General features: G+C 66.5%; 20 protein-coding genes. All 20 read left to right on the forward strand.

All coding sequences use genetic code 11. The features are described from left to right. Positions 1-249 precede the first annotated feature (249 nt). A complete protein-coding gene (locus DN388_RS10525; RefSeq protein ID WP_254999612.1) occupies positions 250-1,602 on the forward strand; it encodes a UDP-glucose/GDP-mannose dehydrogenase family protein in 1,353 nt (450 codons plus the stop codon). After that, entirely contained in the window at positions 1,599-2,681 is a 1,083-nt protein-coding gene (locus DN388_RS10530; protein ID WP_088515059.1) for an NAD-dependent epimerase, read from the forward strand. Before DN388_RS10525 ends, DN388_RS10530 begins: the two co-directional genes overlap by 4 nt. Then, the gene (locus DN388_RS10535) at positions 2,678-3,424 is read left to right on the forward strand and encodes a sugar transferase (protein WP_043860608.1); all 747 of its coding nucleotides are present in this window, start codon (positions 2,678-2,680) and stop codon (positions 3,422-3,424) included. The genes DN388_RS10530 and DN388_RS10535 overlap by 4 nt, the downstream gene beginning before the upstream one ends. After that, a complete protein-coding gene (locus tag DN388_RS10540; protein ID WP_254999616.1) occupies positions 3,425-4,072 on the forward strand; it encodes a CpsD/CapB family tyrosine-protein kinase in 648 nt (215 codons plus the stop codon). A 23-nt stretch (positions 4,073-4,095) separates the two neighbouring features. After that, positions 4,096-5,118 (forward strand): polysaccharide biosynthesis/export family protein, encoded by a 1,023-nt coding sequence (locus DN388_RS10545; protein ID WP_043860606.1) that lies wholly within the window; start codon positions 4,096-4,098, stop codon positions 5,116-5,118. Positions 5,119-5,138: 20 nt separating this feature from the next. Then, the gene (locus DN388_RS10550; RefSeq protein WP_043860605.1) at positions 5,139-6,731 is read left to right on the forward strand and encodes a GNVR domain-containing protein; all 1,593 of its coding nucleotides are present in this window, start codon (positions 5,139-5,141) and stop codon (positions 6,729-6,731) included. An 8-nt stretch (positions 6,732-6,739) separates the two neighbouring features. Continuing rightward, positions 6,740-7,825, forward strand: a complete 1,086-nt coding sequence (locus DN388_RS10555; RefSeq protein ID WP_043860604.1) for a glycosyltransferase family 4 protein — start codon at positions 6,740-6,742, stop codon at positions 7,823-7,825. Continuing rightward, positions 7,822-9,192 (forward strand): O-antigen ligase, encoded by a 1,371-nt coding sequence (locus tag DN388_RS10560; protein ID WP_054914458.1) that lies wholly within the window; start codon positions 7,822-7,824, stop codon positions 9,190-9,192. Before DN388_RS10555 ends, DN388_RS10560 begins: the two co-directional genes overlap by 4 nt. Continuing rightward, positions 9,189-10,154, forward strand: coding sequence for a glycosyltransferase (locus DN388_RS10565; protein ID WP_078481199.1), 966 nt, complete (start codon positions 9,189-9,191; stop codon positions 10,152-10,154). The genes DN388_RS10560 and DN388_RS10565 overlap by 4 nt, the downstream gene beginning before the upstream one ends. Beyond that, positions 10,147-11,283, forward strand: a complete 1,137-nt coding sequence (locus DN388_RS10570; RefSeq protein ID WP_254999622.1) for a glycosyltransferase — start codon at positions 10,147-10,149, stop codon at positions 11,281-11,283. Before DN388_RS10565 ends, DN388_RS10570 begins: the two co-directional genes overlap by 8 nt. Positions 11,284-11,291: 8 nt before the next feature. Next, complete coding sequence (locus DN388_RS10575) at positions 11,292-12,302, forward strand: polysaccharide deacetylase family protein (RefSeq protein ID WP_043860619.1); 1,011 nt, start codon at positions 11,292-11,294, stop codon at positions 12,300-12,302. After that, entirely contained in the window at positions 12,299-13,603 is a 1,305-nt protein-coding gene (locus DN388_RS10580) for an oligosaccharide flippase family protein (protein WP_054914457.1), read from the forward strand. Before DN388_RS10575 ends, DN388_RS10580 begins: the two co-directional genes overlap by 4 nt. After that, entirely contained in the window at positions 13,600-15,528 is a 1,929-nt protein-coding gene (locus DN388_RS10585) for a hypothetical protein (RefSeq protein ID WP_254999627.1), read from the forward strand. The genes DN388_RS10580 and DN388_RS10585 overlap by 4 nt, the downstream gene beginning before the upstream one ends. Before the next feature lie 45 nt (positions 15,529-15,573). Next, positions 15,574-16,263, forward strand: a complete 690-nt coding sequence (locus tag DN388_RS10590) for a GNAT family N-acetyltransferase (RefSeq protein WP_043860598.1) — start codon at positions 15,574-15,576, stop codon at positions 16,261-16,263. Between the two features lie 4 nt (positions 16,264-16,267). Beyond that, entirely contained in the window at positions 16,268-17,443 is a 1,176-nt protein-coding gene (locus tag DN388_RS10595; RefSeq protein ID WP_254999630.1) for a GNAT family N-acetyltransferase, read from the forward strand. Next, positions 17,415-18,215, forward strand: coding sequence for a carbohydrate deacetylase (locus DN388_RS10600; protein WP_043860596.1), 801 nt, complete (start codon positions 17,415-17,417; stop codon positions 18,213-18,215). Before DN388_RS10595 ends, DN388_RS10600 begins: the two co-directional genes overlap by 29 nt. Positions 18,216-18,275: 60 nt before the next feature. Further along, on the forward strand, positions 18,276-22,676 hold the full coding sequence (locus DN388_RS10605; protein WP_254999632.1) for a leucine-rich repeat domain-containing protein: 4,401 nt from the start codon (positions 18,276-18,278) through the stop codon (positions 22,674-22,676). 110 nt (positions 22,677-22,786) lie between these two features. Beyond that, complete coding sequence (locus tag DN388_RS10610) at positions 22,787-24,403, forward strand: NADP-dependent glyceraldehyde-3-phosphate dehydrogenase (RefSeq protein ID WP_054914453.1); 1,617 nt, start codon at positions 22,787-22,789, stop codon at positions 24,401-24,403. A gap of 164 nt (positions 24,404-24,567) precedes the next feature. Then, positions 24,568-25,035, forward strand: a complete 468-nt coding sequence (locus tag DN388_RS10615; RefSeq protein ID WP_058540228.1) for a VOC family protein — start codon at positions 24,568-24,570, stop codon at positions 25,033-25,035. A gap of 81 nt (positions 25,036-25,116) precedes the next feature. Then, positions 25,117-26,310 carry a hypothetical protein gene (locus DN388_RS10620; protein ID WP_100632725.1) on the forward strand — a complete coding sequence of 398 codons (1,194 nt, stop codon included), beginning with the start codon at positions 25,117-25,119 and terminating at the stop codon, positions 26,308-26,310. The last annotated feature ends 15 nt before the right edge of the window (positions 26,311-26,325 follow it).

Raw genomic sequence — 26,325 nt, forward strand, 5'->3', positions numbered from 1 at the left:
AACCCACATTCCACGAGCCACGTTTTACGCGGGCTACGACCGTTCATCGCATTGACAACCGGCCAAGTGCCAGCCCATTTCGACGCTAAGGTACGGATTGGAAAAGGGTTGATGGCAAAACAGTGGAACTCCTACCACCTGTAACTCTACAGATACATGCCATAGGTTTGACACAAACCGGCTCAGCTGGTCTATACCGAATTCACACCCGCTGTTTCACTTTCATTACTCCATACGAGGCACGCCAGCATGGATGTGAGCGTATTTGGCACCGGTTATGTCGGACTTGTGCAAGCTGCCGCTTTGGCTGACGTAGGTCACCGGGTACTTTGTGTCGATGTAGACGCCCATAAAATCAGTCAGTTGCGACAAGGTGTTCCACCTATTCATGAGCCTGGCCTGTCGGGCATGCTCGAGGAAAACATCAAGGAAGGTCGGCTGTCGTTCAGTACCCAGGCCAGCGATGCCGTCGCCCACGCCGAGCTGATCTTCATTGCAGTCGGCACCCCACCGGACGAAGACGGCTCGGCCGACCTTTCCCACGTGCTGGGCGTCACCCGGCAGATCGCCGGCCTGATGGCGGCGCACCGCACCCTGATCATCAAGTCCACCGTGCCGGTGGGCACCGCCGACAAGGTGGCCGCGCTCGCCCGCGAGGAGCTCGACCGGCTGGGCAAGCATCAACTGCAGGTGCGGGTGGTCTCCAACCCCGAGTTTCTCAAGGAAGGCAGCGCCCTGGCCGACTGCATGCGCCCGGATCGGATCATCGTCGGTACCGCCGATGACCAGGCCCAGCAGCAGTTGTCCGAGCTGTACGCGCCGTTCTGCCGCAATCATGAAAAGCTCATGTTCATGGACAACCGCAGCGCCGAGCTGACCAAGTACGCAGCCAACGCCATGCTCGCCACGCGCATCAGCTTCATGAACGAACTGGCCAACCTCAGCGAGTTCCTCGGTGCCGACATCGAATCGGTGCGCAAGGGCATCGGCTCGGACCCACGCATCGGCTACCACTTCATCTACCCGGGCTGTGGCTTTGGCGGGTCGTGCTTCCCCAAGGACCTGCGTGCGCTGCTGCATACCGCCGAACACAGCGGCATGCCGCTGCGCCTGCTGCAGAGCGTGAGCGAAATCAACGACAGCCAGCGCCAGATCCTGTTCAGCAAGCTCAAGCGCGGCTTCCCCGGCAGCCTGAAGGGCAAATCCATCGCCCTGTGGGGCCTGGCCTTCAAACCCAATACCGACGACATGCGCGAAGCCCCCAGCCGCTACCTGATGGAGGCGCTGTGGGCCGAGGGCGCCACGGTGCGCGCCTTCGACCCCGAAGCCATGGCCGAATGCCGGCGCCTGTATGGCTACCGCGATGACCTGCAACTGTGCGCCACCCGTGACGACACCCTGGAAGATGCCGATGCGCTGGTGATCTGCACCGAGTGGAAGACCTTCCGGGTGGTGGATTTCAACCTGCTGGCGCAAAAGCTGCGCCAACGCCTGATCATCGACGGACGCAACCTCTACAGCCCCGAACAGGTGGCAACCTTCGGCCTGACCTACAGCGGCATCGGCCTGCGCCAGGTACAACCGCAGGTATCGGCGCCATGAGAATACTGGTCACCGGTGCGGCCGGCTTCGTCGGCGCACACTGCACACTGCGCCTGTTGCGCGACGGCCATCAGGTCGTGGGCCTGGACAACTTCAACGACTACTACGACCCCGCGCTCAAGCAAGACCGCGTGCGCTGGGTCCAGGCCCAGGCCGGCGATTTCGACCTGCGCCGCCTGGACCTGGCCGACGGCCCAGGCATCGAGGCGCTGTTCGCCGAATTCGCCCCCGAGGTGGTGATCCACCTGGCCGCCCAGGCCGGGGTGCGCTATTCGCTGGACAACCCGCGCGCCTACGTGGACAGCAACCTGGTGGGTTTCCTCAACATGCTCGAGGCCTGCCGCCGCCATCCGGTGCAGCACCTGCTGTATGCCTCCTCAAGCTCGGTGTACGGCAGCAACCAGCGCACACCCTATGCCGTGCAGGACGCAGTGGACCATCCGCTGTCGCTGTACGCCGCGAGCAAGAAGGCCAACGAACTGATGGCCCACAGCTACAGCCACCTGTTCGCCATCCCCACCACTGGGCTGCGCTTTTTCACGGTGTACGGCCCGTGGGGGCGCCCGGACATGTCGCCCATCCAGTTCGCCCAGGCCATCAGCCAGGGCCACCCGCTCAAGCTGTTCAACTACGGCCAGCACCAGCGCGACTTCACCTACATCGACGACATCGTCGAAAGCCTGGTGCGCCTGGTCCCGCTGGCCCCGGTCAGCGACCCGGCCTGGGACCGCCTGGCCAGCGACCCGGCCAGCAGCCATGCGCCCTGGCGCATCTACAACATCGGCGGGCAACGCCCGGTGGCCCTGACCGACTACGTGGCGCTGCTGGAAAAACACCTGCAGCGCACCGCCCAGGTCGAGTTGCTGCCCCTGCAGCCCGGTGACGTGCTGGACACCTGCGCCGATGCCAGTGCCCTGGCCCAGGCCACCGGCTTCACCCCGTGCATCTCGCTGGACGAAGGGCTGCGCCGCTTCGTCGCCTGGTTCGTCGATTATTACGCGCACACGCCCGACGACGCTGTGCGGTCCATCGGGCAAACGCCGGTTGCCGCGCCCGAGCATCAACGGAGGGTGGTATGACAGGCCAACAGAAAAGTGCTGAAACCCAGGCCCTGCGCCAGGACAAACGCATGGACCCCAATCACCGCATGCGCATCGATGCGGCGATTCACATGCAGGGCCGTGGCTGGATGACCGGGCGCGCCGGCGGGCGGCCGTGGACGCTGTCGCGCACCAACCGCGTACTGTCGTTCATCGGTGCGCTGATGATCGTGCTGTTGATTTCACCGCTGCTGCTGGTGCTGGCCGTGCTGGTCAAGCTGAGCAGCCCCGGCCCGGTGTTCTTCGTGCAGCAGCGCACCGGCTACCGCGGGCGCAGCTTCGGCATGTACAAGTTCCGCACCATGGTCGCCAACGCCGAGGACCTCAAGGAGTCGGTGCGCCACCTGAACAAGCACGGCGCCGACGCCATCGACTTCAAGATCGACAAGGACCCGCGCGTAACCCGCATCGGCAGCTTCCTGCGGCGCAGCAGCCTGGACGAGCTGCCCAACCTGTTCAACGTGATCCGCGGCGAAATGCGCCTGGTGGGCCCTCGCCCGACCTCCTTCAACGCCTATCGCTACAAGGACAGCCACCTGGCGCGCCTGAGCATCTACCCCGGCATGACCGGCCTGTGGCAGATCTCGGGGCGCAGCAACATCGACTTCGACCAGCGGGTCGAGCTTGACCTGAGTTACATCGCCGAACAGAGCTTGAGCCTGGACCTGAAGATCCTGCTCAAGACCCCCTTCAAAGTCTTCAGCGGCCACGGAGCAAGTTGAATGGACGGTTCTACTTCGAGAAGTCTGACCATCGCCACCCCCAGCGAAACCAACCTGACGTCCACCGTGCTGGACCAGGAGCAGCGCGTGCTGCTGCTGACCGCGGCCAATACCGGCAGCGGTACCAGCACCAGTGCGCTGGCCTTCGCCAAGCAGCTGACGCTGATGAGCGGCGGACCGGTACTGCTGGTGGACAGCAGCCCTACCAGCAACAGCCTGACCCAGCAGATGGGCCTGCAGAAGCTGTCCGGCTTTCGCGACCTGCTGTTCGAGCAGGACACCCCGCCCGTGCTGCAGGACTGCCTGGTGCGGGTGTCAGACCAGCCTTTCGACATGTTGCCGTGCGGCCAGTACCGGCGTGGCAACGAACGCCTCAACCCGGACCGCCTGCGTGCCCTGCTGAGCCAGCTCAGCGCGCACTACCGCTTCGTGGTCATCGACGGCGAGGCGGTGTACTCCAGCGTCGACAGCCTGGTGATCGGCACCCTGGTCGATGGCGTGATCCTGGTGGTCACCGCCGAGGACACCCGCTGGGAGGTCGCCCAGGCCGCCGCCCAGCGCCTGACCCAGGCCGGCGCCAAACTGATCGGCAGCGTGTTCAACCGACGCCGCTACTACATGCCCAAATGGCTTTACAACAATCTCTGAGCAGCCAGGCTAAGGATGACGCTATGAATGTGAAACTGTTCGCCCTGCTGGCGCTGCTGCCTCTGGCAGCCTGCACCAGCCAGGAGCCACGCCAGATGCCGGTGCAGATCATGACTGCCAACGCGGCCAACGCCCAGGACACCGAGCTGCCACGCGGCGAGCAGGCGCTGCGCCCGGGGGACGTGCTCGATGTGATCTTCCATATCAGCACCAGCGGCTCGCAGGCCTATCGCATCCAGCCCGGTGACACCGTCGGCCTGGGCTTCCTTGCGGCCAGCTCGCTCAACGGCAACCAGCTGGTGCTGCCCGATGGCACCATCGAACTGCCACGGGCCAACACCTCGGTGAACGTCGCCGGGATGACCCCGGACGAAGCGCGCCAGGCCATCCAGCAGGCCTACCGCAACAAGCGCCTGTTCCAGCCCAACCGCGACCAGATGACCGTGCAGGTGATCAGCCCGCTGACCAACGAACAGAACCTCAAGAGCGCACTCAACCACCCCGCCACCGGCATGAGCCGCGAGATCACCGTGGGCACCGACGGCCAGGCCAGCTTTCCGGAGGTGGGCGCGGTGCCGCTGCAGGGCATGACCGTCACCCAGCTGCAGACCTTCCTCAACAAGCGCTACGCCGACCTGCCCGGGCGCATGACGGTGGACGTGATGCTCAAGTCCACTGCGGTCAACGAGATCTATGTGCTCGGTGAGGTGGCCCAGCCCGGCGCCTATCCGATCCGGCGCCCGGTATCGGTGCTCGAAGCCCTGACCCTGGCCCGCGGGCCCAGCCTCAAGGCCCGGCTCGACTCGGTGGTGATCATGCGGCGCAACGGCAACCAGGTGCAGGCCGTGCCCTACAACGTCGACAAGGCCCTGGACGCCAGCGCCGCGCAGGTGGCCTACCTGCAGCCCGACGACATGCTCTACGTGCCCAAGACCAAGCTGGCCAGCGCCGGCGAACTGGCCCGGCAACTGGCCGACGTGGTGCTGTTCCAGGGGGTGGGCTTCAGCTTCTCCTACCGCGTCGACAACAAAGACAGCGATAACTAAACCCAGGCAGGTGCACGCGCATGACTACCAAAGAAAACTACCTGCATGAATTCTTCAGGATCCTCTTCGCCAACCGTCAGTTGGTGAAGCGGGTATTCCTGGTGTTCGCAGTGATTGCTCTGTTGCTGCCGCTGGTGCTCAAGCAGAGCTTCGACATCACGGCCGAAGTGATCGTGCAGTCGAAAAAGCTCTCCCAGAGCGATACCAACACCGCCCTGGCCCAGGAGACAGACAAGTTCATTCCGCCTTCGCTGGCCGACATGGAGACCGAGAGCAATATCCTGCGTTCACCCACGCTGATCCGCCAGACCATCACCCAGCTGCGCGACGAGGGCCTGTATGACGTGCCCCCCGGCCTGCTGCAGCGCCTGGTGTTCGGGCCGATCCGCAGCCTGATCGTCAACCCGCTGCGCGAGTATGTGGTCAACCCGGTGCGCAGCCTGTTCGGGCTGGAGGTCGACCCGGTACGCGATACCCAGCTCGACACCCTGACCGACGACGCGATCAAGGACCTGAAGATCGAGACCCTGCCCGGCTCCAACGTGGTGTCCATCACCTACAGCTTCCCCGACCCCAAGGTCGGTACGCTGTTTGTCAGCCGTCTGCTCGACAACTACCTGCGCAACCGCCAGAACCTGCAGTCCAACGAACTGCCGCAGGAGTTCTACGAGCAGAAGAAGATGCAGTACCAGGTGCGCATGGATGACCTGGAAAGCAAGCGCCTGGGCATGCTCGAAGGCATCGGCTCGTCCGACCCCAAGGAAGAGATCACCTTCCGCCTCAATGCCATCAACACCGAGGAACAGGCACTCAACCAGTACCGCGATCGCCTGCTGCAGAGCCAGCAGTGGCTGGAATACCTCAAGACCAGCCTGGCTGCGGCCAGCAACGCCAACATGCGCGACTTCGCCTTCCCCTTCACCTTCACCCAGACCGTCGACAACGTGGCCTTCGAGGACCGCGAGATCAAGCAACTGGGCGAGCAGCTGACCACCCAGGTACTGACCTACGTCAGCGACCTGGCAGTGTTCCAGCCCGGCAGCGAGCAGATGCTGCTGCAGCGCGAGCAGATCGCCAAGACGCGCCAGCAGTTTCTCAAGATCGTCGCCAACCGTATCCAGGAGCGCGAGAAGGACCTGGCCGTGGTGCAGAACGTGATCGCGCAGAAAACCCAGCGCATCGCCGACTACAAGAGCCGCGTGCACCAGTTGCAGGAAACCCAGAGCAAGGCGCGTCAGCTGGACACCGAGATCGATGCCCTGCACAAGGCGTTCTTCACCTACACCCAGCGCTACGAGGAAGCCCGTGGCGAGCGCCTGCTGTCGGGTGACGTGTCCAACGCACGGATTCTCAGTGCGCCCTATGAGCCCGCCGAGCCGGCCTTTCCCAAGCCGATGCTGATCATTCCGTTCGGCATGCTCACCGGCCTGCTGCTGGGCATCGCCCTGGTGTACGTGCGCGAGTTCTTCGACCATCGCTTCAAGCACCCGGCGCAGATCACCCAGCAGCTGGGCTTGCCGGTACTGCTGGTGATCAACGACCAGACCCCGGAAACGCACAACCCGCACAAGGGCTGGTCGCTGCCACGGCTGGTGCACTGGGTGCGCAATTGAACGCAGCCATGAGCCCGCAGCGGCCGATCATCCACCTGCTGGGCAGTGGCGGCTTCTATGGCGCCGAACGGATGTTGCTGGACCACTGCCAGGCCACCCCGGGACAGCACGTGGTGCTGTTTCTGGGCGCGCCGCAGACGCTGGTGGCGCGTTTTGCCGCCGCCGGCGTGGACTGTCGCACCTGCAACGGGCTGGGCGAGGTGCTGCGGGCGCTGGACCAGTACCGCAGCCAGCAGCCGCTGATCAACAGCCACAACTTCAAGGGCCTGCTGTTCGGCTGGGTGGGCGCCACCCTGTGGCGCCTGCCGATGGTCGCCACCCAGCACGGCTTCACCCCCAGCAGCCGCAAGCAGCGGCTGTACACCTGGCTGAGCCTGCAACTGTGCCGCACCGCCACCATCGGCAAGGTGGTGTGCGTGGCCGAGAGCATCCGCCGGATCCACCTGCGTGCCGGCGTGGCGCAGCGCAAGCTCGATGTCATCCCCAACGGCCTGCCGGATGCTGGCGCCCTGCCCGCCCATGCCCACGGCCACGAACGCTGGCTGGCCGGCTACGTGGGGCGCCTGAGCAGCGAAAAGGGCCCTGACCTGTTCCTCGATACGCTGATCCCGCTGTGCCAGCGCCACCCGCATCTGGACGCGGTGATGCTCGGCGACGGCCCGGAACGCGAAGCCCTGCAGGCCCGCGTCGATGCCGCCGGGCTGCACGAGCGCATCCGCCTGCCAGGCTTTCAGGAAGACATGCGCCAATGGATGGCGCGCCTGGATGCGCTGGTGATCAGCTCGCGCACCGAAGGCACCCCGATGATCCTGCTCGAAGCCATGCAGGATGGCGTGCCGGTGGTGGCCTTTGGTGTCGGCGGCATCCCCGACGTGATCGAGCACGGGCGCAGCGGGCTGCTGGCACCACCCCTGGCGGTGGACGAACTGGCCGCCCAGCTCGAAGCGCTGATGCTCGACCCGGCCCAGGCCGGCGAGCTGATCGCCCAGGCACGACGCACCCAACGTGAACGTTATCACCTGCCGACGCTGGCGCAACGCTGGGCCCAGGTCTATCGCGGCACGGCAGGTGCGGCCAAGGAGACCTGCGCATGATCATTCCCCTGTCTCTGATCGGCCTGCTGGCGATCGTCAGCGTGGTACTGCTGGCCAGCCCCTACCCGTTCCTGGCCCCCGGCGCGGTGATCGGCCTGGCCGGCGTGCTGGTGCTGTACCGCCGCCCGGCGTGGGGCCTGCTGGCCATCATCACCCTGGTGCCGCTGGAGGGCCTGTTCAAGGACAGCGAGCTGACCGCCTCGAAATTCATCGGCGCCGCGCTGGCCATGGTGCTGCTGCTGCAACTGGCCGTGGGGCAGCTGCCGGGCGAACGCCTGCGCAGCTCCATGTGGCGCCTGCTGCTGGCCTTTATGGCGCTGTACCTGCTGAGCTTTCTGGCCAGTGAAAGCAGCGAGATGTCCATGGGGCACTTTCGCGAACTGGCGGTGGGCCTGGTGCTGTTCGTGCTCACCCTGCTGATCGGGCGCGAACTCAACCTGCCGATGATGTACCGCCTGGTGACCCTGAGCGTGGGCGTCACCTGTGCCATGGCGATGTTCTCGGCCAAGTACCAGGACGAAGGCCGCGCCTCGGGCCTGCTCGAAGACCCCAACGTGTTCGCCATGCTCATCGCCATCGCGGTGCCCATGGCCCTGTGGCTGGTGTTCAGCAGCCCCAACCGCCTGCAGCGGCTGTTCTGGCTGGCCTGCGTGGTGCTGTTGCTGGCCGGCATGACCAAGACCAACTCACGCTCCGGGCTGGTGGTGCTGGCCATCAGCCTGGTGATCGGCCTGGTGCACTACCGCGAAAAACTCACGCACCTGCGCCCGCGCCACCTGGGCTTCGCCATGCTCGGCCTGGCCATCGTGCTGCCTGTGGCGGTCGCGGTGATGCCGGCCAGCTACATCGAGCGTATCCAGTCGCTGGCCTTGCTCAAGTCCGGGGTCAATGCCTACAAGGACGACTCCCTGGGCCGGCGTTCGTCCTACATCGTGGTGGGCAGCAAGATGATCCGCGAACATCCGCTGCTGGGCACCGGCCCCGGCACCTTCCCGCTGGAATACGCCACCACCGGCTACGCCAAGGCGTTCTCGGCCAACCGCAAGGTCGGCGACCTGTACCGCCGTGCCCACAACACCTACCTGGAAATCTTCAGCGAAGTCGGCGTACCGGCGGGCCTGGCATTTGTCGGCATGGTCATGCTGGCCCTGTACAACCTCTGGCATGCACGGCGCCTGTGGCTGCAAAAGGGTGATCAGGGGCAGGCCGACATGCTCACGCACCTGTCCACCAGCATGCTTGCCATCGGCCTGTTCCTGATGTTCCTCAGTGCGCCGAACCACAAGTACCTGTGGATTCTGCTGGCGCTTTCCAGCGTGCTGCGCCTCAAGGCCGAACAGGCGCGCCCCGTGCAGGTGGCCGGATGAAGATCAGTATCGTGATGCCGATGTTCAACGAGGCACGCCATATTGCCCGCACCCTCCACTCGGCGCGTCGGGCCGCCGACCTTGCCGGCCTGGACTGCGAGCTGATCGTGGTGGACAACGGCTCCTCCGACGATGGCCCGCAGATTGCCCGTAACCTCAGCGCCAAGGTGCTCGACCTGCCGGGGCTGACCATCGGCGCCTTGCGCAACCGGGGCGTGCAGGCCAGCTCCGGGGAATGGGTGGCGTTTCTGGATGCCGACATCGAGGTGCCGGAGCAGTGGCTGAGCCTGCTGCTGGACCTGCACGCCCAGGGCCGTGGCGATGTATTCGCGCTGGACTGCGACACCCCGCGCCAGGCGCCCTGGTTCGCCCGCGCCTGGCAGCGACGCACACTGCGCGCCGGCCGGCCGGCGCTGCACAGCATGCAATGGCTGCCCACCCCCAACCTGCTGATGCGCCGCGACTGGTTCGACCGGGTGGGCGGTTTCAACGAAACCCTGCGCACCGGCGAAGACAAGGACTTCACCTGGCGCCTGGCCCAGGCCGGTGCCCGCCTGCTGGCCCTGCGCGCACCGGTGGTGCTGCACTGGGGCTACGAGGGCAGCTGGAGCGAATGGCTGGGCAAGGAGCTGTGGCGCCAGGGCAGCAACCTGCAACTGCTGCGCAGCAATGGCGCGAGCCTGCGCCTGCTGCGCTTCCCGTTGCTGTCCCTCGGGGCCTGGGTGCTCGATGCGCTGGCATTGTCCGCGCTGCTCGACGGCTTTCCGCATCTGGCAATGCTGCTGCTGTTCTTCACCAGCCTGCCGGCGCTGGCGCTGAGCCTGCGCCAGAGTCTCAAACACCGCGACCCGGTGTTCACCCTGCAACTGTGGGGCCTGCACTGGGTTCGCCTGCACCTGGCTGGAGCGGCCTTCGTGCTCAGCCTGTTCAACTGGAACGCAAGGAGGCCCGCACGTGGCTGAGTTCATTTTCTGGCTTTGCCTGCTGTTGCCTTTCTATGCCTGGCTGGGCTACCCGCTGCTGCTCACACTGGTGGGGCCGTTGTTCCCGCGGCACACCCCGCCGCCGCTGCCGCCGCAACGGGTCAGCGTGGTGGTTGCGGCGCACAACGAGGCGCGCAACATCGAGAACAAGCTGCGCAACCTGCTGGAGCAGGACTGTCCGCTCGCCAGCCTGCAGATCGTGGTGGCCAGCGACGGCTCCAGTGACCAGACCGTGGCCCTGGCGCGCACCTTCGACGACCCGCGCATCCTGGTGCTGGACCTGCCACGGATGGGCAAGAACCGCGTGCTCAATGCCGCCGTCGAGCACTGCAGCGGCGACATTCTGGTGTTCACCGATGCCGACGTGCACTGGGTGGAGGGCACCTTCGCCGCACTGCTCGCGCCCTTTGCCGACCCCGAGGTGGGCGGCACCGTGGGCAACATGACCATCCCGGTGGCGGGCAAGGGCCTGAGCCTGGGCGAGAGCCTGTACCGCCACTACGAAGCCTGGCTGCGCCGGGTCGAAAGCCGCACCGGCTGCATGGTGTCGGCCGACGGTGCGCTGCAGGCCCTGCGCCGCGAGCTGTACCAGCCGATCCCGGACCGGGTCAACGACGACTTCTTCATCAATACCTGCGCCCCGGTGGCACACAAGCGCGTGGTCTACGTCGACCAGGCCAGGGTGCTGGACTACGGCGTGGACGAGGCCGAGCGCCAGTTCAGTCGCCGCCAGCGCGTCACCGTCGGCGGGCTGATCAGCCTGGCGGCCCGGCGCGAACTGCTCAACCCGCTGCGCCACGGGCTCTACGCCATCGCCCTGATCAGCCACAAGCTGGTACGCCGCCTGGCCCCCGTGCTGCTGGTGCCCCTGCTGCTGGCCAACCTGTGGCTGCTCGACGGCCACGGTTTCTATCGCCTGACCCTGGCCGCCCAGCTGCTGGGTTATGCCATCGCCGTGGTCGGCCTGCTGGACAAGGGCCACCGCCTGCCCAAGCCGTTTCGCCTGGCCGCCTTCGTGCTGGTGACCCTGGCCGGCATGAGCGTGGGCCTGTGGCAGTTCCTGCGCGGGCACAGCTACAACCAATGGAACCCCGACCAGACCCGATGAGTGCCTTCATGCCGATCAAGACCAGTCTCAAGCGCGCCAGCGGTTGGTTGTACCTGCACTCCCCGAAGGGCCGCAGCCAGCTGCGCGGCGCCGGGGTCATCCTGATGCTGCACCGGGTGCTGGCCGACGACGCCAGCGCGGCCCTGCCCCATCGCAACGAACTGTGCGTGGGCCCGCAGGCCTTCGAGCGCCTGCTGCGCTGGCTACGCCAGCACTTCGATTGCGTGCACCTGATGGACTTGCTCAAGGACCATCAGCAGCCCAGGGGCGACAGCCGCCCCAAGGTTGCCCTGACCTTCGACGACGGCTGGCGCGACAACGCGCTCAATGCGTTCCCGTTGCTGCAGCAGTACCAGGTACCGGCCAGCATCTTCCTGTCCACCGACTACATCGGCAGCCGCCAGCGCTTCTGGTGGGAGAGCCTGGGCGAAACCCTGTGGGGCAGCCATGGCGAAGGCCCGCGCCACACCCTGATCGAGGCGTTGCGCAAGATCGGCCGGCCGCTGCCGGCTGCCTACTTCATGAACCAGCGGCCCAACGCCCGCAGCCAGGCGCTGGCCGGCTACCTGCAAAGCCTCAAGACCCTGAGCCCGGCCGCCCTGCATCAATTGACAGACGCCTGCCCGGCCGAATCCCTGCCCCAGGCCCTGGACTGGCAGCAGGTGCGCGAACTGGAAGGCTCCGGGCTGATCAGCTTCGGCCCGCACGGGGCCAGTCACGCGCTGCTGCCGGGGCTGGACAACCAGCGCCTGGATGAAGAACTCAGCCGCAGCCACCACGCCTTGCAGCAAGGCTGCCAGCAGCCGCTGCCGGTGTACTGCTACCCCAACGGCGACCATGACGCCCGGGTACGCGCGCGCCTGGCCGCCCATCGCTACCCCTTCGCCCTGAGCACCCGCGCCGGGATCTGCCAGGGTCATGACGACCCACTGGCCTTGCCGCGCATCGGCGTGAGCCAGCGCAACGCCAGCCGCCCCTCGCTGCTGGCCTGGCGCATCAGCCGCGGAGGCCGCTCATGAGTCGAGGCAACTACCTGCGCCACCTGCTGCTGAGCATGGGCACACGCCTGGCGATGATCGCCCTGCGCCTGGCGCGCAACGTGCTGCTGGCGCGCATTCTGGGGCCCAGCGAGCGCGGCCTGTTCGCCCTGCTCAGCACCCTGCCCGACCTGATCAGTGCCGCCACCAGCGGCGGGCTGAACACCGCGGTGGGCTATCAGGCGGCGCAGCAACGCTCGATGGGCCTGCTGCTGAGCCAGGTGCTGATCTACGGGTGCCTGCTGGCCGGGGTGCTGACCCTGATCTGCGTGGCGCTGATGCGCGAATTCGGCACTGAACTGGAAGTGACCCTGCAACTGGGCCTGCTGGCCTGGCTGTTGCTGCTGGCGGTGCCGCTGACCGTGCTCAAGAGCGGCCTGCTCACCCTGCACAACGCCACCGGCGGGGTGGGCGCATTCAACGCACTGCGCCTGACCGAATCGCTGGTGCCGCTGCTGCTGTTCGTGGGCATGTTCTGGATGTGGCAGCACGCCGCGCTGGAGGCCGCGCTGATCAGCTGGCTGCTGGGCCTGGGGCTGGTCGCGCTGCTGGGCCTGGTGTGGCTGGGCCGCCAGCACGACATCACGCTGTGCTGGAACCGCGGCGGGCAGCGCGAGCTGCTGGCCTACAGTGCGCGCAGCCACCCGGACGTGCTGTTCCAGCAGGTCATCCTGCGCTCGGACTACCTGTTCATCAGTGCCTTCCTGGGCAGCGCCGCCCTGGGGCACTACGCCATGGCCAGCGCCGCCGCCGAACTGCTGCTGATCATCCCCGAGGCCGTCACCACCCCGCTGATGAAGCGCCTGCTGCAGCAGGATGCCGGCATGGACAAGCTCACCCCGCTGGCCCTGCGCCTGACTGCCACCGTGATGCTGGGGGCCTGCCTGAGCATGGCCCTGGTGGGCGAATGGCTGATCGTCACCCTGTTCGGCGCGGCCTACCAGCCGGCCTACCCGGCCCTGCTGGCACTGCTTCCCGGCTTGTTCGGCCTGTGCTACGCAAGCATCCTGCGCCTGGACCTGCTGGGCAAGAATCGCCCCGGCGCGGTCTCGCTGATGATGGGGGTGGGCGCGGCGGCAAACCTGATTCTCAACGTGGTCCTGATTCCCCGTTTTGGCATCGCGGGTGCGGCCCTGGCCTCCTCCATCGCCTACCTTGGGGTGACGGTGGCCATGCTCGTGCTGTACTGCAGGCTGAGCGGCGTACCGTTGCTGCGGACCTTGTTTGTGTTGCCTAGCGATCTGTTGCCTTTGCGCCAGATGCTGCAACGGAGAACGGTATGAAACGTACATGGATGTTGTTACCCGGCCTGCTGCTGGCCGCCACTGCCCACGCCGCCACCCTGCACTGGCCGGACATTCGCGACGGCAGCCTGTACCTGGCGCCGCAGCGCAGCGCCCCGCTGCAACTGAGCTGGGTGCCGGCCTGGCAGGCCGATGCCAACCAGGAACAGGTGTACCTGCTCGACGCCACCGGCAAGCTCGATGCGCAACGCATCATTGCCCCCCATGAAGGCCGCGGCCAGCTGAGCTGGCCACTTACCGCCGGCACCGGCACCTACCAGGTGGCCATCCCCGGCTACAGTTTCAGGCGCTACCGCCTCGAATACGACGATACCACCGGCGCCCAGTTCGCCCCCGCCAAGGTGCACTTCAGCCTCGAAACGGACCGCGCCACCACCCTGTACTTTCGCGTGAAAGCCGGTGAAACGGCGGTGCTTGCCGGCAAGTATCACGACGGCGTGCGCAACCTGACCCTGGAGCGCGTGGACGATGGCAAGCGCCTCAGGCTGGCGCTGCTCGAACACCGGGCCTATTGGCAGTTCGATCAGGTGAATCTGCCCGCCAGCGCCCAGGACCAGACATGGCGCCTGAACTTCGAAGGCACCGGCAAGGTGGCCTTCTGGCTGGACGGCAGCGCCAACCTGTTCGCCCTGCGCCCCCAGGACCTCGCCCCACTGGTGCACCGCGACGGCCAGGTAAGCCTGCGCAGCAGTGCCAAGATACTGGGCCCCACGCCCAGGCTGGGCAACAACCTGCCCTACGTGATGCCGCCACCGTCCAGCCATGCGGTGATCGATGCGCTGCAACTGCAGGCCGCCGGCTACTACACCTTTGCCGACGTGCTGGCACGCAAGCCGCGCTACGAACTGCCGTTTCGCCAGCTGTACCAGGAACGCTTCGGCATTCACCACGACATCACCCTGATGGCCGCCACCGGGCGCAAGTCCGACCTGATGCGCAGCCGCGCCAACGATGGCGCGCTGGACGACTGGCTGGCCACCAGCGTCGCCCTGGGCGGCAAGGGCCTGCATTACATCGCCTTTGCCGACGAACCCAACCTCAACTACGCCGACTACGCCACCTACCGCACCTTCTTCGCGGCCATGGCCCAGCGTGTGCGCGCCTACCCCGGCGCCCATGAAGCCGGCGTGCGCATCGCCATGCCGGCCAGCTCGCGGCTGGTCAACGGCCCGTTGCGCGGCGATGCGGCGCAGCGCGTCGGCCTGGACTGGGCACGGCGCCTGCTCAAGGAATTCGAACCGCAGATCGACGCCATGGCCTGGCACGAGTGGATGGTCCGCGACCTGCTCGCCACCCGCACCTACCGCGACTCGGTACGCCGCGCCGCCGAACTGGTGGGGCTGGACGCCAACGGTCGCCCGCGCAAGGCGTTGCTGCTCGACCAGACCAACCTGTCCAGTGGCTCGACCCTGAGCCTGTACGAGCAGAACACCCACTATGCCGGCGTATGGTGGGCCTCGGTGGTCATCAATGCCTCCCAGGACGGCCTGCTGGACATGCTCAACTGGTTCCACATCGCCGACGAGCCCGAGTGGCCCAAAGGCATGGTCAAGGTGCTGGGCAACAACCGCTTCGAGCTCAAGCCGGTGGGCCTGGCCCAGCAGTTCATCGCCCAGCACTGGCTCGACCAGGTGCTGCACCTGGACAACGACGCCTTCGAGGTCGATGCACTGGCCATGGCACGCGGCGCACAGCGCAGCCTGCTGGGCGTCAACAAGGGCGAACGCCTGCAACACGTCAGCTTCGCCACCCCGGCCAGCCGATGCCCACAGGCCGCTGCCACGCTCACCCTGTTCGGGCCGGACAACCAGCCGCGCGCCGCGGCACTGGATTGCCAGCACGGCCAGGTACGTTTCGAACTGCCCGGGCAGACCCTGTTTGCCCTGCGATGGAGCGCCTCATGAACACAGTGCCGAAGATCTCTTCCCCTGCCGGATACGGGAGCCACCATGAATATCGTCAGCAAGTTCAGCCAGCGCGTACACCAGAAAGGCCTGCGCGCCACCCTTCGCAGCGCGTACAAGCGCTACGTGTTCTTTCACTGGGAGCTGCTGTGGATGGAGCGCGACCTGGTCAGCCCGGTGCCGCCGCATACCCTCAAGCCCTATGCGCCGCTACGCGTGGAGCGCATCACGGTGCACAACGTGCAAGGCTTTGCCAAGCACTTCGGCGACCGTGTCGAAACCATGCGTGAACTGGCGGCCGAAGGGCATACCGGGCTGATGTTCCTGGACGAAGACAGCCACGTGGTGGCGTTCATCTGGGGCAGCCCGCGTCACTACCACGACCGTCATTACTATGGCTGCTGGTTCCCGGTCGAGCCGGGCGAGTTCTTCGAGTTCGGCGGTGAACTGGCGCGCCAGTACTGGGGTACGTCGCTGTCGGTCGACCTGCAACTGGCCCTGTGGCGCGCCATGGCCGAACAGGGCTGCGACAAGGTGGTCGACGTGTGCGAGACCCACAACATTCCGGCGCTCAAGCTGCACCTGCGCATGGGCTACGTCGAGCAGGGCCGTGTGATGCACGTGTACTGCCTGTTCGGTCGCTGGAAATTCTTCCGCGAAACGCGCTACAGCGGCTCGCGCCTGGATGCCTTGCGCAAACCGGCGCCGCGCAGCACTACTGCCACGGTGTCCTGAACCGATGACCCTGACCTTTACCTGGCACGCCTCGTTGCGTGCCGACGACTTCCCCGCCGACGCCTACGAGCAGTTGCGCGAGCGGCTGCCCGATGCCACCCCCTTCAACAGCCTGGCCTGGCTGCGCGCCGCCGAGGCTGCCTTGCCGGCCAGCCAGCACCTGCAGGTACTGCTGGGGCACGCACAAGGACGCCTGGTGCTGTGCCTGCCGTTGGTCCGCACCCTTGAGCGCCACGGGCCGCTGGACTTTGCCGTGGTGCACCACCTGGGCTACCCCATGAGCGACCGCATCGGCCTGCTCATCGACCTGCCGACCAGTGCCGCCGGCCAGGTACTGGCAGCCATTCGCACGCGCCTGCCCCATGCCCTGCTGCAACTCAACGAGGTAACGGGCGATTCGCCCTGGCTGCAGCAGTGGGCACGCCGCAGTTCCACCCACGAACAGCGCACCGCCTGCCGTGCGCCGGTGCACCAGATAAGCGAAGCCGACCGCCAGGAAGTCAGTGGCGACCCGCGCTACAAGTTGCGCCGCGCGCGCAAGCGCATCGCCGCCTGCGGGGCACAGGTGCGCCGAGTAACCCCCAATACCGCCAACGCAGCTTCCTGGCTGGAAGCCGTCAGCGCGGTCGAGGCCGTGAGCTGGAAAGGCGACGACGGGGTCGGCATCTTCTCGGTGCCCGCGCAGCGCCAATGGATGTTCCAGGCCTTCACCGCGCTGGCGGCCGATGGCCGTCTGCGCCTGGTGGTGCTGGAACTGGACGGGCGCTGCATCAGCTACCGCCTGGGCCTGCTCGAACGGGGCCGCCTGTACGACTACAACCTCGCCTTCGTGCCGCAGTATGCCGACCTTGGCAGCGGCCGGGTGCTGCTGCAGGAATGGATCGACTGGGGGCTGGACGAAGGCTGGACGTGGATCGACGCTTCAAGGGTGAGCCTGGAGAACTCCAGCCACCAGCTGCATGAGCGCATGACCGGCCAGGTCGAGCACCTGCGCCACAGTTTCTACAGCTGGCGCCCGTCGGGCCTGTGCCTGGGCATGGCGCTGCGCCTGTGGCAACGCATCAAGCCCTGGATCAAACGCCGCCAACAACAGCCCGTGCCGGCACCTGCCACTTCCCCCACTGCCACACCGACAGCACAGGAGCGCCCGGATGCCGTCCCAAGTCATAGTCAACGCTGACGATTTTGGCCTCAACGAACACACCAACGCGGTGATCCTGCGCGCGTTCCAGTGCGGCCTGATCAGCTCTGCCACCGCCATGGCCAGCATGCCGGCATTCAAGGCCGCCTGCGCGCTGGCCCAGCAACCGGCCCTGCGCGGGCGCGTGGGCCTGCATTTCAACCTGACCTACGGGCGCCCGCTGAGCGAGCCGATCCGCGCGCTGGCGCAGTTCTGCAATGCCGAGGGCGAGTTCGACCTGGGCCTGTCGCGCAAGCGCCTGTGGCTGGGGCGCGCGGCCCGCCAGGCGGTGCACGAGGAACTGGCCGCGCAATGGCAGCGCTGCCTGGACCATGGGCTGACCCCCAGCCACCTGGACTCCCACCAGCACGTGCACAACCTGTGGCCCATCGGCGAAATCGTCGCCCGCTTCGCCGCCCGCGAAGGGGTGCCGATACGCCTGGCCCGCAATGTGGGGCACAACATCGGCCCGGCAAAACGCCTGTTCAAGACGTTGCTCAACCAGCGCCTGCGCCAGTTGGCCAGGCTGACCGCCGACCATGTGTGTACCCCGGTCGACCTGCGTGACGGCCTGGCCCCACGCCATGGCGTGCTCGAAGTGGTGGCGCACCCCAGTGCCCTGGGCAGCCACGACTTCGGCGATGCCTACCTGGGCAGTGGCGAGTCCTTGCAGGCCTTGCTTGACCAGCGCCTGGCGGGCGTGCCCAGGGTCGGCTACGCGTCGCTGCGCGAGGCGCGCCAGAGCACCCTGGACACTGCCTCCAACAGATAACTACCACCGCTTCGCCCGGCTGATCGGTTGTGCTGTCGGTCCACGGACCGGAGCACGACCATGCCTACCTCCCCTTCACGCATTCCCCACTCACCGTTCATCGTCCAGCGCCTGCCCACCTGGCTGAAACACACCAGCGCCCAGGACGCCGAAGACCTTCGGCGCCATCTGGCCCTGACCCATGTCATCCCCGATGCCGAACCGGACTGGCTGGCCAACGGCCTGCCCGATCAGCGTGACGCCGTGCGTGCAGCCAGGCGTCGCTATCGGCGGGCCAGCCAGACACTGGCAGGCACCCTCAAGGCCTTCCAGGGGTTGCTGGCATTTGCCGAGCCGCTGCTGCAGGCGCGCCTTGACGCCGAACTTGGCGAAACCCTGAACCTGCACACCACCGACCTGGTGCAGTTTCACGAAGAGGCCGACCTCTGGCAGCTCGCCACACGTACCACCTACCAGAAGCAGAGCCTGCTGCAGGCAGCGCTGCAGAACTTCGGTGACGACGTGACTTTCCTCGGCAAGAGTGCGATCACCCTGCAAGGCCATTTCCACCTCGACCTGACCGACGCCGGCCTTGCCTACCGCTATACCCGCCATCGCCTGTCACCGGCCGTGTTCGCCCGCCTGTGCCGCGAACTGGACCTGGGCGCCCGCTACCAGCAGCACCTGCAGGCAGTCTTCGAAACACCTGCCACGCAAGACAGGGTGCGTCGCGACTCGATCGATGCCAATCGCCAGTTGCTGCGCCTGGAGGTCACCGTGGCGAAAGCGCGCCAGCGCATCGGGCCAACCGCCAGCCGCCGGTTGCTGGCGCTGCTGGACGCGCCCGCCGCAGCAGGCGCCGAGGCCCCGCCAGTGCAGGCCAGCCTGCTGAGCATGAGCGGCGTACCGTTGCACGACATCCTGCTGTTTGCCCTGGCATCTGAGCAGCAGGCAGACAGCCTGCTGCTGTACCTGCCCGGCGACCCGGACGATGCCCTCACCGAGCATGCGTCGATGCCGGCGCTGGAGCGCTACCTCAAAGGGCGCCTCAACCACCCCGGGTTTCGCAGACTGTTTCAGCGCTACGTACCGCTGCAACAGCAGCAACACCTGTTCGATGTGCTCGGACACAACCTGGCCCGGCAGGTGGTCGACAAGGACGGACCGTGGCACTCGCAGGAGCAGGACAGCCTGTACCTGAGCCTTGCCCCGGTTGCCGGCGAGCTGTTCGGCGTGCTGCAGGACCGCCACCTGCAACGCCTGAAGGATGAAGCACGGGTACTGATGGTGCCCACCGCTGAAGCCGACGAGAAAGCGCGCAAGGACCGCCTGGAACAATGGGAGACAGGCGCGCTGAACGTGCTCAATGCCGCGGCGATGTTCGTGCCGGCGCTGGGCCCGGTCATGCTGGCGGTCACTGCGGTACAGCTGATCAAGGAGGTGTATGAAGGCGTGGAGGACTGGCAGGACGGCGACGTCGAGGGCGCCATGGCGCACCTGCAGTCGGTGGCGATCACTGCCGGCATGCTGGCCGGTTCGGTGCTGGCGATCAAGACAGCACCAGCGCTGGTCGATGCGTTGATCGAAGTGCCGCTGCCCGATGGCAGTACGCGCCTGTACCTGCCCGACCTGGCACCCTACCGGCTGGACACGTCGCTGCCCGCCGAGGTGACAGCCAACGACCAGGGCCAGTACCGGCACGCGGAGCGGCACTACATCAGGCTCGGCGCCGACCTGTACGAGCAGCAGTTCGATGCGCACCAGCAACAATGGCAACTGCGCCACCCCGAGCGTGAAGACGCCTATCGCCCCGCGCTGGAGCACAACGGCCAGGGTGCCTGGCGCAGCGTGCATGAACAGCCGCTGAGCTGGTCGCGAGCCACCCTGCTGCGCCGTCTGGGCCCGCTTGCGCAAGGCCTGAGCGATGCAGAACTCGAACAGGCCTGCCAGGTCAGCGGCACCCGCGAAGACGCGCTGCGTCGGTTGCACGCCGCCAATCTGGGCCTGCCACCCTTGCTGGCCGATACGCTGCAACGGCTCAGGATCGTCCGGCAACTGCGCGCCGAAAACGTCACGGGCAGCGTCGGCAAGGCCCTGTTCGAGCAGCGTTACCTGGCCCTGGTGCCCCCGCAGCCGCACATCACGGCCCTGTGCGCACGCTTGCCCGGGTTGAGCCCGGTGCTCGCCCGCAGCCTGCTGGACACAGTCGGCCCGGCCCGACTGGCACGCTGGGTGCCACCGGCAGCCATCCCCACCAAATTGCTGGAAGAGGCCGCCACGCTGGCCGCCCGTGTTCCCCTGGTACGCGCGACCGAAGGCCTGTATTGGCCAGCCCTGGCAACGCCGCAAAGCACGCGCCTGGCGCTGTTGTGCCTGGAGCACGCCCCCGGCTGGGATGCCTCGGTGGTGCTGGAAGCACGCACGGGTGGCCCGCGCGGCCCTCTGCTGCAGCGCGTGGGTCGTGCCACCCAGGCGCAGCGCAGGGTTCTGGTGCACGGTGCAGAAGGCTACCAGGCCTTCAAGGACGACCTCCCGCTGCACGCGCCCGGCGACGACCTGTTCGCGGCCCTGCATGACAGCATCGCTCCCCGCTATCGCCAGGTGCTGGGCCTGGACACCAGGGCGGCGCTGCAGCAACGCGTGCTGTCGATGCTCGAACGCCCCCGCGGCGAACTTGCCACCTGGCTGTGGTCCGGCGAGGTCCGCGGCTGGGCCAGCGAAGCACGCCTGCTGGGCGGCAGTGACCGCCCCGGCTACCCGCCGGTGTCGGCTGCCAGCTCTTCACAGGAGGCCCGCTACCGCACGCTCTATCCGCATGCCAGCGGCGAAGAGGCGCGTGCCACACTGGCGGCCTGGGAGGCCAGCGAGATTCCGGCACAGGCGCGGTTGCGCACGCTCGAACAAACCCTGCAACGCCTGAAAAGCGCGTTGACCCTGTGGGCCCTGCCCAGTACAGCACGGCAATCGGCGCGGGAGGAAATCATCGCCGCCTGGCAGCGCCTGTCGGTGCGCGAGGTCGCCGACGGCGAAGCCATCATTCAACTGAACCTGGACTTTCTAGACCTGACCGACGGCGACCTGGAAAGCTTCCCTGCGCTGGAGGCCAACTTCGATCACGTGAATGAGCTGTCACTGGAGCAGAACTCCCTGACCCGGCTGCCTGACGCCTTTCTGCGCCACTTCACCCAGCTGCATCGCGTCAGCCTGAACGGCTGCGAACTCACCAGCCTGCCCACCGGGCTGGGTGATCGGCTCAGCGTGCTGGACCTGGCCAACAACCGCCTGGTCTGGGACGAGCACCTGCAGCACGCCCTCGAAGGTTACCCGCAGCTGCACAGCCTGAGCCTGGCGAACAACCCGCTGGCAACCCCGCCCGACTTCGCCCGCCTGAACCGGCTGCAGGGCGTGGACCTGTACAACTGCAGCCTGGCGACCTATCCGGCAGGGCTTGATCAGCTGGACGCGCCGAACCTGGTGGACCTGTCCGGCAACCAGCTGCAGGAGCTGCCACCGACCGCCATCCTCTCACCTCCGCTGGCCCGGGCGCTGCGCCTGGAACACAATCCGCTGAGCGATGCTGCCTTGCAGGCGGCCGATGCCTACTACACCACCCACCGTATCGACCTGCTGGTGGCCGAGATCGATTACAACGAACTGCTCGACGACGCCACGCCACAACAGCGGGCCAGCTGGCAACGACTGCAGCAGAGCCTGCCGTCGGGGTTCTTCCGGGACCTGCGTGCCATGTTCGACAGCCCGCCCTACATCGTCGCCCCCCTGACCTACCGGCGCCGCCTGTGGCGCCTGCTGACCTGGATGGACGCCAATGCGCCCCTGCGTGAGCAGATTCTCGCCCGCACAGGCGGCACCCTGCTCGACCTCGAACAGTTGGGCGAGGTGTCACAGGCCCTGGCCATCCCGGACCTGGCAACCCGCTCGCGCACCTTGCTGGCGACCATCGTCAACCACGTGCGTCTCAGAAAGCTCGGCTTCGGCGTGCTGAGCCTTTCGTTCAACATGTCCGAAGACAGCTACGCGACGCTCTACCAGTGGGCGCTCAAACGTATCACCCGCCTGCCGGGCCTGGACCTGGCCCAGGCGGCGCGTGCCGACGAGCCGGTGATCATCGACGCACTGATCGATGTGATGCCGCTGCCGGGCGAAGCCTGGATAGAACAGCAGCGCAACCTGCTGCTGGCGGTCGACCCGACCACCTCCCACGGCCTGGACGAAGTACTGGCCATGAACCATGAAGAGGAACCGGTCTACCCTGCATGGGAGCACCACTTGCGCGAACGCTTCGCCGCACAGTTCGCCGCCTCGCGGGCAGCGCTGGACGACAGCCTGGAGCAGGCAGCCGAAACGCTGAGCGAAGGTGAACTGCTGGTGGAGGCGCAGCGCTTGCGGCAGGTGTACGAACAACGCCTAGTCGACCTGCGCAGAACCCTGACCGAGGGAGTGGCGCGAGGCACCATCGACTGACAGGCGGGCGCCGGCCCGGAGCGTACCCGGGCCAGGCTGGCTTTTGTGCCGGGGCCGGCGTTATGCTCGGCTGAACCGTTTCATTCACCATGGAAAAGAGGTATTGCGTCATGGATCGTCTGGACTCGCTGTTTCCCGCTGCCACGGATATTCCCGAGGCCTATCGCCTGGGCGACCCGCTCGAGCAGCGCGACTACCTGGTGGATGGGCAGCTGCACCGCTGGGAAGGCCCGCTGGCCACGGTGCGCAGCCCGGTGTGGCTCAAGACCGACGACGGTGAGCAGCAGGTGATACTCGGCAGCGCCCCGCTGCTGGACGCCGATACCGCCCTCACCGCCCTGGACGCCGCCGTGCGTGCCTACGACAAGGGCCGCGGCGTGTGGCCGAACATGCGCGTGGCCGAGCGCATCCAGCATGTGGAGGCGTTCCTGGCCCGCATGCGCGAGCAGCGCGCGGTGGTGGTCAAGTGGCTGATGTGGGAAATCGGCAAGAACCTCAAGGACTCCGAGAAGGAGTTCGACCGCACCTGCGACTACATCGTCGAGACCATCGGCGCCCTCAAGGAACTCGACCGGCGCTCCAGTCGCTTCGAACTGGAGCAGGACACCCTCGGCCAGATCCGTCGCGCGCCCCTGGGCGTGGCGCTGTGCATGGGCCCCTACAACTACCCGCTCAACGAGACCTTCACCACCTTGATCCCGGCGCTGATCATGGGCAACACCGTGGTGTTCAAGCCGGCCAAGTTCGGCGTGCTGCTGATTCGCCCGTTGCTGGAGGCGTTTCGCGACAGCTTCCCGGCCGGGGTGATCAATGTCATCTACGGGCGTGGCCGCGAGACCGTCAGCGCGCTGATGGCCAGCGGCAAGGTCGACGTGTTCGCCTTCATCGGCACCAACAAGGCCGCCAGCGACCTGAAGAAGCTTCACCCGCGCCCGCACCGCCTGCGCGCCGCGCTGGGGCTGGACGCCAAGAACCCGGGCATCGTGCTGCCCGAGGTCGACCTGGACAACGCGGTCAACGAGGCGGTCACCGGCGCCCTCTCGTTCAACGGCCAGCGCTGCACGGCGCTGAAGATCCTGTTCGTGCACGAGCAGGTGGTGGACGCCTTTCTCGACAAGTTCCAGCGCAAGCTGGCCGACCTCAAGCCCGGCATGCCATGGGACCCGGGCGTCAGCCTGACCCCGTTGCCCGAAGCAGGCAAGGTCGACTACCTGGGCGGCCTAGTAACCGATGCAGTAGCCCACGGTGCCAAGGTGATCAACCAGGGCGGCGGCCAGAGCCGCGGTTCGTTCTTCTACCCGGCGCTGCTGTACCCGGTGAACCCACAGATGCGCGTGTACCACGAAGAGCAGTTCGGGCCGGTGATCCCGGTGGTGCCCTACCGCGACCTGCAGACAGTGATCGACTACGTGCTGGATTCGGATTTCGGTCAGCAGTTGAGCATTTTCGGCACCGATTCGGCCACCGTGGGCCGGCTGGTCGACACCTTCGCCAACCAGGTCGGGCGCATCAACCTCAACGCCCAGTGCCAGCGCGGGCCGGACACCTACCCCTTCAACGGGCGCAAGAACTCGGCCGAAGGCACCCTGTCGGTGCATGACGCACTGCGCGTGTTCTCGATCCGCACCCTGGTGGCCACCAAGTTCCAGGAGGCCAACAAACAGCTGATCAGCCAGATCATCCGCAACCGCGAGTCGAGTTTCCTGACGACTGACTACATCTTCTGATTGCGTGGTGGGCAAAACGGTACAAGCATAGGCTTGGATCGCGGCGCACCTATCGCGGGTCAAGCCCGCTCCCACAAAGGCAGTGATGAACACGTGGGAGCGGGCTTGACCCGCGATAGGGCCCGTGTAGGCAACACACTTTTTGCGTACCAATGGAGGAAAAAATGGCCACCCAACCCATCCCCGACGGTCAGCACAGCATCACCCCCTACCTGGGCATCAAGGACGCTGCCAGGGCCATCGACTTCTACAAGGCCGCCTTCGGCGCCACCGAAATGTTCCGCCTCGACGCCCCCGATGGCCGTATCGGCCATGCCGAGCTGAAAATCGGCGATTCCTCGCTGATGCTGGCCGACCCCTGCGACCAGGCCGGCGGGCTCACCAGCAGCCAATCCCTGCAGGGCAGCGCCATCGGCCTGCACCTGTACGTCAAAGATGTCGACGCTACCTTCGCCCAGGCGCTGAAGGCCGGCGCCACCCAGGTCAACGCCGTGCAGAACCAGTTCTACGGCGACCGCAGCGGCACCCTCAAGGACCCTTTCGGCAACCTCTGGTTCGTCGCCACCCACGTCGAAGACGTGTCGGTCGAGGAAATCCGCGCCCGCGCGGCAAAAATGTTCAGCCCGCAATGAACGCCACCTGCACGCGGCGATGGTCGCGTGCAGGGCTTTGAATTAAGGTGGCAGGCACAGGAAGGCTGGCCAGGATCGTCCATGCGAATCATCGAGAAAAACGCCGCGCTGGTGCGCACCCTTACCCCCGCCGAAGAGGAACTGCTGCGCGGGTTCGTGCTGGGCGCCCTGGAGGGCCCACGGCTGCTGCAGGCCAACCAGTTGCTGATGAAGGTACGCGCCGCCGGGCAGTGGCTGGCCTGCGAATGCCAGCCCAAAAGCATGCCGGTACTCAACGTCAACCTCAACGGCAGCACCGGCACGCTGTTTCTCAAGAACAACCCCGGCACCGCCGAACATGCGCCGGGCTGTGCCTTCACCAAGGACGAACGCGACACCGACGCCAGCCATAACGAGGCCGACACCCCGCCGGCGGCCTGGCTGGCACCGGACGCGCCGTTGCGCCTGATCGGTGATTTCCAGCGTGCCGCTGCCGGCAGCGGCGAAGGCAACGGCAGCGGCGACAGGCGCGAACAGCATCGCCTGCTCTCGCTGCTGCTGACCCTGATCGAAGCCAGCGGCCTGAACGTCTATGCCACCCACCTCAAAAAGGACCTGACCGCCCAGTTCGCCGAGCTGCGCAGCGTCGCCACCCGCTACCCGCTGATCGACCGCGTGCCCGCCAGCAACTACCTGGAAACCCGCCTGGACATGAAGCACATGATGATGCTCAAGGCACGTCTGCGCGACGCCACGGTGTTCGGCACACATCGGCGCCATGGCCTGCTGCTGGACTGCGTCAGCCAGATCAAGGCGCGCAAGGTGCTCACCGAACGCAGCGAAGACGGGTTCGACTTCCAGGGCCACCACCTGCTGTGGGGCGGTAGCCGCACCCCCGGCCCGCTGCTGGCGCTGGCCATCTATTCCCCCGCCACCGCCGGCAGCCACTTCTACGAACTGATCCATGTGGCCAGCGTGCCGGTGCTGTCACGCGCTCACCTGTTCCCGGTGTACCGCGACGAAGAGCGCGAACCGCTGAAGATGCTCGTCTCGCTGATCGACTGGATGGCCGGCAAGGGTGTGAAGGTGGTGATGCGCCGGCCGGTGATCGGCGGTCGGGTGATGGACGAACTGGTGCTCAGCTCCGACCAGGACCGGGTGCTGTCCGTGTCGCTGACCGAACAGCCGCTGGGCCCGGAGCCCGAAACGGAAAACTTCAGGCGCTTTGCCGATTTCAAAGGCCTGGACACCTTCCGCAAGTACGTGGCGGGCTTCTTCATGCGGGGTCGCGACTAGACCGTCCGTCGCTCA

It is taken from the genome of Pseudomonas sp. S12(2018) (assembly GCF_024355235.1).
GTDB classification, from domain to species: Bacteria; Pseudomonadota; Gammaproteobacteria; order Pseudomonadales; family Pseudomonadaceae; genus Aquipseudomonas; species Aquipseudomonas palmensis.

Excerpts from the sequence above, each read along its gene's own strand:
- DN388_RS10525 (WP_254999612.1), top strand. The coding sequence starts at position 250 with ATGGATGTGAGCGTATTTGGCACCGGTTATGTCGGACTTGTGCAAGCT.
- DN388_RS10530 (WP_088515059.1), top strand. The coding sequence starts at position 1,599 with ATGAGAATACTGGTCACCGGTGCGGCCGGCTTCGTCGGCGCACACTGC.
- DN388_RS10535 (WP_043860608.1), top strand. The coding sequence starts at position 2,678 with ATGACAGGCCAACAGAAAAGTGCTGAAACCCAGGCCCTGCGCCAGGAC.
- DN388_RS10540 (WP_254999616.1), top strand. The coding sequence starts at position 3,425 with ATGGACGGTTCTACTTCGAGAAGTCTGACCATCGCCACCCCCAGCGAA.
- DN388_RS10545 (WP_043860606.1), top strand. The coding sequence starts at position 4,096 with ATGAATGTGAAACTGTTCGCCCTGCTGGCGCTGCTGCCTCTGGCAGCC.
- DN388_RS10550 (WP_043860605.1), top strand. The coding sequence starts at position 5,139 with ATGACTACCAAAGAAAACTACCTGCATGAATTCTTCAGGATCCTCTTC.
- DN388_RS10555 (WP_043860604.1), top strand. The coding sequence starts at position 6,740 with ATGAGCCCGCAGCGGCCGATCATCCACCTGCTGGGCAGTGGCGGCTTC.
- DN388_RS10560 (WP_054914458.1), top strand. The coding sequence starts at position 7,822 with ATGATCATTCCCCTGTCTCTGATCGGCCTGCTGGCGATCGTCAGCGTG.
- DN388_RS10565 (WP_078481199.1), top strand. The coding sequence starts at position 9,189 with ATGAAGATCAGTATCGTGATGCCGATGTTCAACGAGGCACGCCATATT.
- DN388_RS10575 (WP_043860619.1), top strand. The coding sequence starts at position 11,292 with ATGCCGATCAAGACCAGTCTCAAGCGCGCCAGCGGTTGGTTGTACCTG.
- DN388_RS10580 (WP_054914457.1), top strand. The coding sequence starts at position 12,299 with ATGAGTCGAGGCAACTACCTGCGCCACCTGCTGCTGAGCATGGGCACA.
- DN388_RS10585 (WP_254999627.1), top strand. The coding sequence starts at position 13,600 with ATGAAACGTACATGGATGTTGTTACCCGGCCTGCTGCTGGCCGCCACT.
- DN388_RS10590 (WP_043860598.1), top strand. The coding sequence starts at position 15,574 with ATGAATATCGTCAGCAAGTTCAGCCAGCGCGTACACCAGAAAGGCCTG.
- DN388_RS10595 (WP_254999630.1), top strand. The coding sequence starts at position 16,268 with ATGACCCTGACCTTTACCTGGCACGCCTCGTTGCGTGCCGACGACTTC.
- DN388_RS10600 (WP_043860596.1), top strand. The coding sequence starts at position 17,415 with ATGCCGTCCCAAGTCATAGTCAACGCTGACGATTTTGGCCTCAACGAA.
- DN388_RS10605 (WP_254999632.1), top strand. The coding sequence starts at position 18,276 with ATGCCTACCTCCCCTTCACGCATTCCCCACTCACCGTTCATCGTCCAG.
- DN388_RS10610 (WP_054914453.1), top strand. The coding sequence starts at position 22,787 with ATGGATCGTCTGGACTCGCTGTTTCCCGCTGCCACGGATATTCCCGAG.
- DN388_RS10615 (WP_058540228.1), top strand. The coding sequence starts at position 24,568 with ATGGCCACCCAACCCATCCCCGACGGTCAGCACAGCATCACCCCCTAC.
- DN388_RS10620 (WP_100632725.1), top strand. The coding sequence starts at position 25,117 with ATGCGAATCATCGAGAAAAACGCCGCGCTGGTGCGCACCCTTACCCCC.